Origin of the sequence: Levilactobacillus yiduensis, from assembly GCF_024718525.1 — a bacterium.
Taxonomy (GTDB): Bacteria; Bacillota; Bacilli; order Lactobacillales; family Lactobacillaceae; genus Levilactobacillus; species Levilactobacillus yiduensis.
The window spans coordinates 1-7123 of sequence record NZ_JAMXAZ010000045.1 but is presented as its reverse complement, the minus strand read 5'-3'; the positions used below and the strand labels follow the sequence as shown (position 1 = coordinate 7123).

Here is a 7123-nt window from a genome sequence, read left to right as displayed (position 1 = left end):
TGCTAACTATCATAAGGGAGAGGCTTTCCCTTTTCAATTGCTTATTTTTCTATTTACACATAATTATTTAAACACTCAAATAATCCCTGACAAGCCCCGATACAATGTAACGCTTTGAGGTAAATATACTTTGGACAGAGACTCTCCCCACTCCTCCATTAACTTGTCGTACTTAGTTGTCTTAAACCATCTAGATAAATAAATGGAACAGACCAATACCCCTGACATACCATCAGATAAGTATGGAGATACATAACGAGATACATTACTAATTCGGAAACCAATTTTATCACTCTGATCAATCGAAACTGAATAAGTAGTTATCAACATATCAAACGTCTGTAGTATTAACGTTCTATTGTCATTAAACTTATCCTTCCTCATACGTAATTTTAGATGATGCAAGGCATATCCCGTACAAATCACCAAAGCCAACGCACGTTTAATATACACGATGTTCTCTTTATCACCAATTACTCCCCGATTTAGTCTAACATTGAGCAGTCTTAAATCATCTATTAGTATTTTAATCCTATTCAAACTGCAGAATCTTGCTGCCATCCTTCGATCTTTATGGAGCAATTCAAATGCCATGTCAACTAACACGTCCGAATCCATTGAGATGCCTACTGGAAAATCTTCACTTAAATGATCACACGCAATTTTCTTTCCAGTGTGCGAAAGCATGTTCACCCCACCATTACTCAATCGCTCCAGTTCGACAGTTTTATTTAACTCGTCAGTTATATACTTAGCTGAGTATTTATCATGATGCTCATCATCTTCAAAGATAACTTCCAAATTTCCGTCTTCTATTACTTGGATGCTTCTTCTCAACGAATCTTTCCTGCCTTTTATCAAAATCTCAATAACTTCAACAAAGACCAGTGGTAAATGATACCTAATCGCCCATTCTTTAAAAAACCTAAGCGTCATTTCCCCAGATTCATCTACACCTAAAAAACTGTTAGCTCTACAAAACAAGGAAATAAGTAAGTAACCAATTTGCTGGTTATCCTGTTCATTTAAGCTAAGGTGTGATATTTCAGAATTATAAAATCCTACCGTTCTATACTGAACTTTTCGTTGATTATCTTGTACATTTAACTCGGAAATCGTATCCAAATCAATAAATGACACCGTATCCGTATTGCTATCAATCAAAACATTAGCACTCGAAATATCTCCCAAGTAATATCCACGCATATGCAGCCGCTGCACCTTGTTAAGTAAATCAAGCATAATCTTCTTGAGCTCTGAATAGTTTGTTCTTGTTCTATCACTATTCACTACGCGATCAACTACGGTGGCTCGATAAACATCAAAATCCACACCATTGACTTTTGTTTCAATTAAGAAATAATCATCGTCTTCCCAAAATGAATCGATTTTCTTAGGAAAGCACTCACAATCCTCTAGCACCTTCAAATAATGAGATTCTTGTTGCAACTTACAAATACAGGTTTCTCTTGTATCGCTAAACCCATCCTTAGCAGTCTTAAGAACAACATCTTCATCTCCATACTTAGCTAAGAAAACAGATCCAGACACTTTCGAGTTTAGTGCCCGGTATGGCTGATACATCTTGAATAATTTTTTTGAGATCATTCCATCATCTTTATTTTTTGGAAATGGTTCTTCAATAAAGTTTGGCAGAAAATATTCAGACAGCTTATAATCCTCATACTGTGGAGTCCCATTCAAGTCATAAATGATTCGATTCCCATTCGCTGATAAAATACCATATCTGTAAAAAATATTCGTAGCATCCTTGAACCTACGATCCGTATAAATAGCTATCCCTTGCATCTTTTTTGGAGAAATGCATCTATAGAGTCCTTTTATATTTTTTACAAATTCTCGCAAATCTGTAGGATAAATCGTAATAAACTTGCCTGCCTCCCATAAATCACCATTACCAGAAAGATTATATTCAAGGTAGTCAAAATTCGATATATATTTAAAAGTGAGCATGTTTCTTTTGCAGTAGACGTAAACACTATCCAGTACATCTTGAAAATTCTGCAAAGTACATGAAACATGTATTTTAAATCCCTGATGCGGAAGTTCACTGGCAGCAAAATTAAATTGTCTGAAAATCCTTACTTCATCACAGCTTGATTTACTCAAAACCAGTTCATCAACATCTTCTGGCAATATATCAACACTAAGCTTCAGATTTTTCATAAAAACCTTTCTCTTTGAGATAATATTTAAAACTTCCATACTCATTTCATTCACCCCGTCCAATTTGAATTTTTATCTTGTATGCATAGAATAGAAAATACCAACAGGTTGTTCAATCTTAACAACTCGCTGATACCTGGTTTTACAATTCAATTTTTTTACGGCTAGCTATCGATTAGCTTAGTATTATTCTATATACTTTTGAAATGAATAGTTGCTCAAGTCACTCTTCAATTTTAAATTAGGAGATGTAGTATCTATGAAAGAACTACTTGCATTACAAACCTTATCAGTAAAACCTGTTAATGAATCTTCTGAAGAAGCTGGCTGGACCATTGCATGCAGTCACGATTGCAAAGTTGAAACACAATTCTTGCCAACCTCTAAACACTAACGCTTTCATAACCAACCGTAATTAAATGGCTTTGTCTAACCAGATGTATGCCCAATTCACAATTTTGGATTTAGAAGCATACCCTGTTTCCAAAAAAAACTAGGAGAGGTATTCCAGCGTGAAAACCTTTCCTGGCTTTTCTTGTCCAATTTCCAAGTGAAACCTAAAGTACAGCTTGATCATGACTGGCTTTTCACTGTGGATGGGTGCCGCAGCCTTCATTGCGGTCTCCTACTTCTTCGGTGCCGGCTTCCCGAAGGATAAGATCTGGAATATTCTGTTGAGTTTCTGCCTGGGCCTCATTTGGGGGCTCATGGCCTTCTCCCTGCTGCACGTGTCTTGGATCTCCGGGCTGGTGGCTTCGTCCGTGATGTTTGGGATTCTGACGTTCCTGGCCCTCTTCTTGCAAGGAACCATCCTGCCGTTCACCGAGGTGCCGGCTTGGCTGATCACTTGGGGGACGACCATGCTGATCATCTCCAACATCACCATCAAGAGCTGGCCAATGTTCTGCTTTGAACTGCTGGCTTCAATGTTCATGGGTATCTTCGTCATCGGCTACGCTTCGGACTACTTCAACAAAGTCATGTTCAAGCTGTTTCCGGAGAAAAAGCCTAAGGACGACGACAGCCAGGACCACGACGCGGCTGATAAGGGTGAGCCTGGGAATGAATTGGGTTAAGCATTTAGATAATTTGTGGTAAGTGAAAGGTCTGGGAGCGCCTCCCAGGCCTTTTTGATTGTGATCAAAAAAGCCGCGACCGCAGTCACGACTCTCGAATCTATGCAACTTACCCCACTAACCGCCGAACATTACCATTGAACCGACTCTTCCAGTGACTATCGTTTAGGCTTGAGATGCCCACACCACCGGTATCTGAGCTCGGTGAATCGTGTAGAAAGACTTGGTTGCCCAGGTAAATCGCGACGTGGCAGTTGACCCCTTCAGACTTGTCGGTGAAGAAGAAAATGTCGCCGCGTTTCATATTCTTGGCCTTGATCTTGCGGCCCATGTGAATCAACGTGTAGGTCGTGCAACTGGACGTCGGCCCTAAGCGTACGCCAGACTTGGCGTAGATCCAGTGAATGAACGATGAACAGTCAAAGCGGCGCGCCGCAATGCTGGAGCTGGTCCGACCGCCACCCCACAGATATTTGGACTTGCCGACCAAGGCAGACCCAGTCTTGATGGCCTTTTCGACCTTCTTGATGTTGCCCTTCAAAGCCTTCTGGTCCATGGTCAGGTACTTGGCACGAATCCAGTAATTCTTGTCGCCCACGTTCATGCGGTAATACCCGGACTTGGATGGCGTGGTGTTGAGCTCCACGCGCTTGTCCACGTGAACCCACTTGCCAACAAGCTGCTTGGTGCTGGTACTGCCCGTCACCTTAGCCCCCTTTAGACCCTTAGGCTTGTTGTAGAGCAAAATGTGCTGCTTATTGACCTTCATGGTGTAATCCATCTTGTTCGCGTAACGGACCCACTTGTAAAAGGCATCTTGACGAATCCAACCGCGGTTGGTCTTGTAGAAGACCCCATGGCCGTTCTTCGCCATTCGCGTCACCTTGAAATGGTGCTTGTAGTCATACTTAGCCGAGGCTGACCGCTTCATGCCAGACTTATATAATTTCTTGTAGAAGCCATACTTGGTGTGGTAAAGCGTTTTAGTCTTGCTAACAGCCTTGTTGTAAACAGTCTTGTCAGCGGCATTGCTGGCCTGGGCGGTGACAGGCTGGCTCGCAAAGCCGGTCGCCATTAATCCCAACGCAAAGAACCCACTCAATATGTATTTGAGACGATGCACGGTAAATCCCTCCTGATTGGTTAACTATTAAGTTATCAAATGATGAACTCATAGTTATTCTACAAGAGTTTCGTGAAGCGGGGTAATGCGGTTTACTGTGCAGAATGCCGGCATTTATGCACAGTAACTCATCTTAGAAATACCGGTCACGTATCCCAGACACGTCAGGTCCACATCGCCAACAATTACGACTACCTTGAGAAGGGTCACACCGTCAACTTCAACCTCCTACACATCAAAGGTTACACCCTCAGCAAGGCCGCCGTACCAAGCTTAAGGGTCATTTGGCCGGCCTATCCGCCAAATACTTTATCTGGCCTGCAAAATAATCCTTACGCTCAGCCCTAATTTATGGTACGCTAGCATCTCGTGGGAAATTCAAACGAGGAGCAACACAATGCCTAAAAATTTCAAAGAAGAATTACTGTTCACTGCCGTTATGGCGGGCCTGATGGTCTTGGTCATGGCTGGCTACAATATCGCCTTAGCCGATGGCTTCTCCCATCACTTCATCCGGGAGGTCCTGACCGGCTACCCGCTAGCCTTAGTGGTCGCGGCGATCTGTGACCTGGGGATTATTGGCCCCGGCGTCAAATACATCTTTTTCCATTTTATTATTAACGATTACATGAAGAAAAAACAAATTAGGATTGCCCTGACCATCTCAGTCATGATGGTCGCCGGCATGGTCACGCTGATGTCTCTGTTCGGCATGGTCGTCACCCAGAACTTTGGCGACAACGTCCTTCTAACTTACCTGCACACCTGGATTTTCAACTTGTTCATGGCCCTGCCATTACAACTGTTGATCGTTGGGCCCATCGCCCGCGCCATCCTGGGTGCCGTCCAAAAGCGGACTGCTCCAGCCGAAAATTTAGCCCCAAAATCAGTCGAAGATTAACCAACTAAACGTCGCCGCTATTACCTAGTGGGCGACGTTTTTCTATTTTCTGCGGTCCCACGCCAAGGAAAAAAATCAGCCCCGGTCGCCGTGAATGGCGGTCGGGGCTGATTTTTTCATTTTTTTAAATCTTAATTTTCAGCAGTACTTGTCACAAGTCCATACAATGAAACGCAACGTCCCTCACTCGAATTGGTGATGGCCGTTGCGTTTTTAATCACTCTAGTGTTCCGCCCGGTGGATATCTCCAGTAATGTCATCTGCACTGAAATCGTGACTGCGGTAAGCCGCATCAGTCACGGGCAAATGCTGTTCAAGCGTACTGAATGCTTGAACACTAACGTCGCCGGTGACCTTTTCAAAGCCCAGCAAGTGGCCGCCAAATGAGTGGTCATCTGCCAGAAAGTGGTCATGAAAGCCGCCAACCGCGATGCCATCAAATAACTGTGGCGCGTAGTAGCCAATCAACGTGCCGGCAATCTCGCCACGAGAAAAAACTTGCTGTTGCTTAGCGGCCTGGGCCAACGTCTGGTACGGTGGCTCGGACTTGGCCACGGCGCGGGTCCGGATGGCCGTGAACACACCGGTGACCTTGACGGAGAAAAAGGCGTTGTCGAACTGTGCCAGCGCGCGGATCTGATGATTCAAATCGGCATCGCTGGCCCCCAGCACCGACATCAGCGGCTGGTAATCGGCAAAGTGGGCGTTGGCAAACGGCATGGTAAAGTCATCCGGCACCTCATGCACAGCCCCCTGCGCAGTGACTTGATACGGGTGCCCATCCAAAATAATCAGCTCACCATCCAGGCCGGCGCCGGTCCCAATGCCGGTGTCGCCGTGACGTAGTAGTTCCTTCATCGTCAGTGTGCCGGCCAAAAGCCCCGGCACTAGCAAGGCCAGCGTCCCATGTTGGTAGAGTGTGGTGGTATTCATGTAATGACTCCCTTTCGTAGGTCTTTGCCTCTACGATACCGCGTGTGGTGGGGATTGCAAGTGACAGGGAAGATGACCATGGCGCCTTCTCGGTTTGATGCCGCCGTTTCACCAGAGCTTTCTCCGCTCACATGACAAAGTATCATCAATTTATAATATCCAACTTATAAAAGCGACCACATCTTTTTAATGACATCTGCCCAAGATTATTTATCCACTATTTCGTTAGTTTGCCCTTGTTTTTCCCCAACTGAATCATTTGCCGCACCCAGCGCTGCGAGTAATCATACTTCCGGGTTAACTCCGCAATGTTGTGGCCGTTGTACTCCAGTAGCACTTGCTTAGCCACCTTAAAAACACCAGCCACATTTCACGCGAGAAATACGGTTGGTATTTTTATCCTGCTTATTTCCAATTAGCAGACAATTCCCGACTGTCACTACTAACCGCAGCCGAAAAAACCGTGTTGCTGGCTTGATTTGGGTTCTTAACCCCAAATCAAGCCAGCAACACGTCCTATGTCTACTTACTTTTTTGCTTCCGTGGCTTCCCGACTTTTCTGAATAATTTGGCGAATCCAGCGCTGGGAATACTCGTACTTCTTCGTCAGCTCCGCCAAGTTGTGGCCGTCATATTCCTTGACGATTTGCGCCGCAACCTTATCGCGATTGTACAGTCGCATGGGAAATGAAATCTGCCGGCCACGATACATTTCGTAGATTTTCTCCGTTAACTCCTCACCCACTAAATCATAGAGCTGCGCGTATGATTCTTGTAGTAAATCTGTCCGCATTGCCATGCCGCATTCTCCTAACCAATTGTTTTTTTGGAGAGCGTAAAATATCTTGTGTAAATGCATAAAAGATTTCTGAATTGTATAGAAATAGGGAATGCCTTCCCTTA

At 44.4% G+C, this 7123-nt stretch carries 8 protein-coding genes; 3 read left to right on the top strand and 5 right to left on the bottom strand.

All coding sequences use genetic code 11. The annotated features are described in order from the left end of the window. Positions 1 to 75: 75 nt before the first annotated feature. On the bottom strand, positions 76 to 2232 hold the full coding sequence (locus tag NGM66_RS13895; RefSeq protein WP_258115827.1) for a class III lanthionine synthetase LanKC N-terminal domain-containing protein: 2157 nt from the start codon (positions 2230 to 2232) through the stop codon (positions 76 to 78). A gap of 214 nt (positions 2233 to 2446) precedes the next feature. Between NGM66_RS13895 and NGM66_RS13890 the strand changes: the two genes are divergently transcribed. Next, positions 2447 to 2581, top strand: a complete 135-nt coding sequence (locus tag NGM66_RS13890) for a hypothetical protein (protein ID WP_258115826.1) — start codon at positions 2447 to 2449, stop codon at positions 2579 to 2581. A 181-nt stretch (positions 2582 to 2762) separates the two neighbouring features. After that, positions 2763 to 3263 carry a DUF1097 domain-containing protein gene (locus NGM66_RS13885; protein ID WP_208907319.1) on the top strand — a complete coding sequence of 167 codons (501 nt, stop codon included), beginning with the start codon at positions 2763 to 2765 and terminating at the stop codon, positions 3261 to 3263. Positions 3264 to 3372: 109 nt separating this feature from the next. Here NGM66_RS13885 and NGM66_RS13880 read toward each other — a convergent pair whose 3' ends face one another. Further along, entirely contained in the window at positions 3373 to 4386 is a 1014-nt protein-coding gene (locus NGM66_RS13880; protein ID WP_208907318.1) for a C40 family peptidase, read from the bottom strand. Between the two features lie 397 nt (positions 4387 to 4783). Between NGM66_RS13880 and NGM66_RS13875 the strand changes: the two genes are divergently transcribed. Further along, positions 4784 to 5287 carry a DUF2798 domain-containing protein gene (locus NGM66_RS13875; protein WP_208907317.1) on the top strand — a complete coding sequence of 168 codons (504 nt, stop codon included), beginning with the start codon at positions 4784 to 4786 and terminating at the stop codon, positions 5285 to 5287. 222 nt (positions 5288 to 5509) lie between these two features. Here the strand turns inward: NGM66_RS13875 and budA are convergent, their stop codons facing one another. The 3 genes from budA to NGM66_RS13860 all read right to left on the bottom strand — a co-directional run bounded on the left by budA (position 5510) and on the right by NGM66_RS13860 (position 7019). Then, complete coding sequence (gene budA, locus NGM66_RS13870; protein WP_208907316.1) at positions 5510 to 6220, bottom strand: acetolactate decarboxylase; 711 nt, start codon at positions 6218 to 6220, stop codon at positions 5510 to 5512. 217 nt (positions 6221 to 6437) lie between these two features. Further along, positions 6438 to 6569 carry a Mor transcription activator family protein gene (locus NGM66_RS13865; protein ID WP_245155277.1) on the bottom strand — a complete coding sequence of 44 codons (132 nt, stop codon included), beginning with the start codon at positions 6567 to 6569 and terminating at the stop codon, positions 6438 to 6440. A gap of 177 nt (positions 6570 to 6746) precedes the next feature. Continuing rightward, positions 6747 to 7019 carry a Mor transcription activator family protein gene (locus NGM66_RS13860; protein WP_208907314.1) on the bottom strand — a complete coding sequence of 91 codons (273 nt, stop codon included), beginning with the start codon at positions 7017 to 7019 and terminating at the stop codon, positions 6747 to 6749. Positions 7020 to 7123 lie beyond the last annotated feature (104 nt).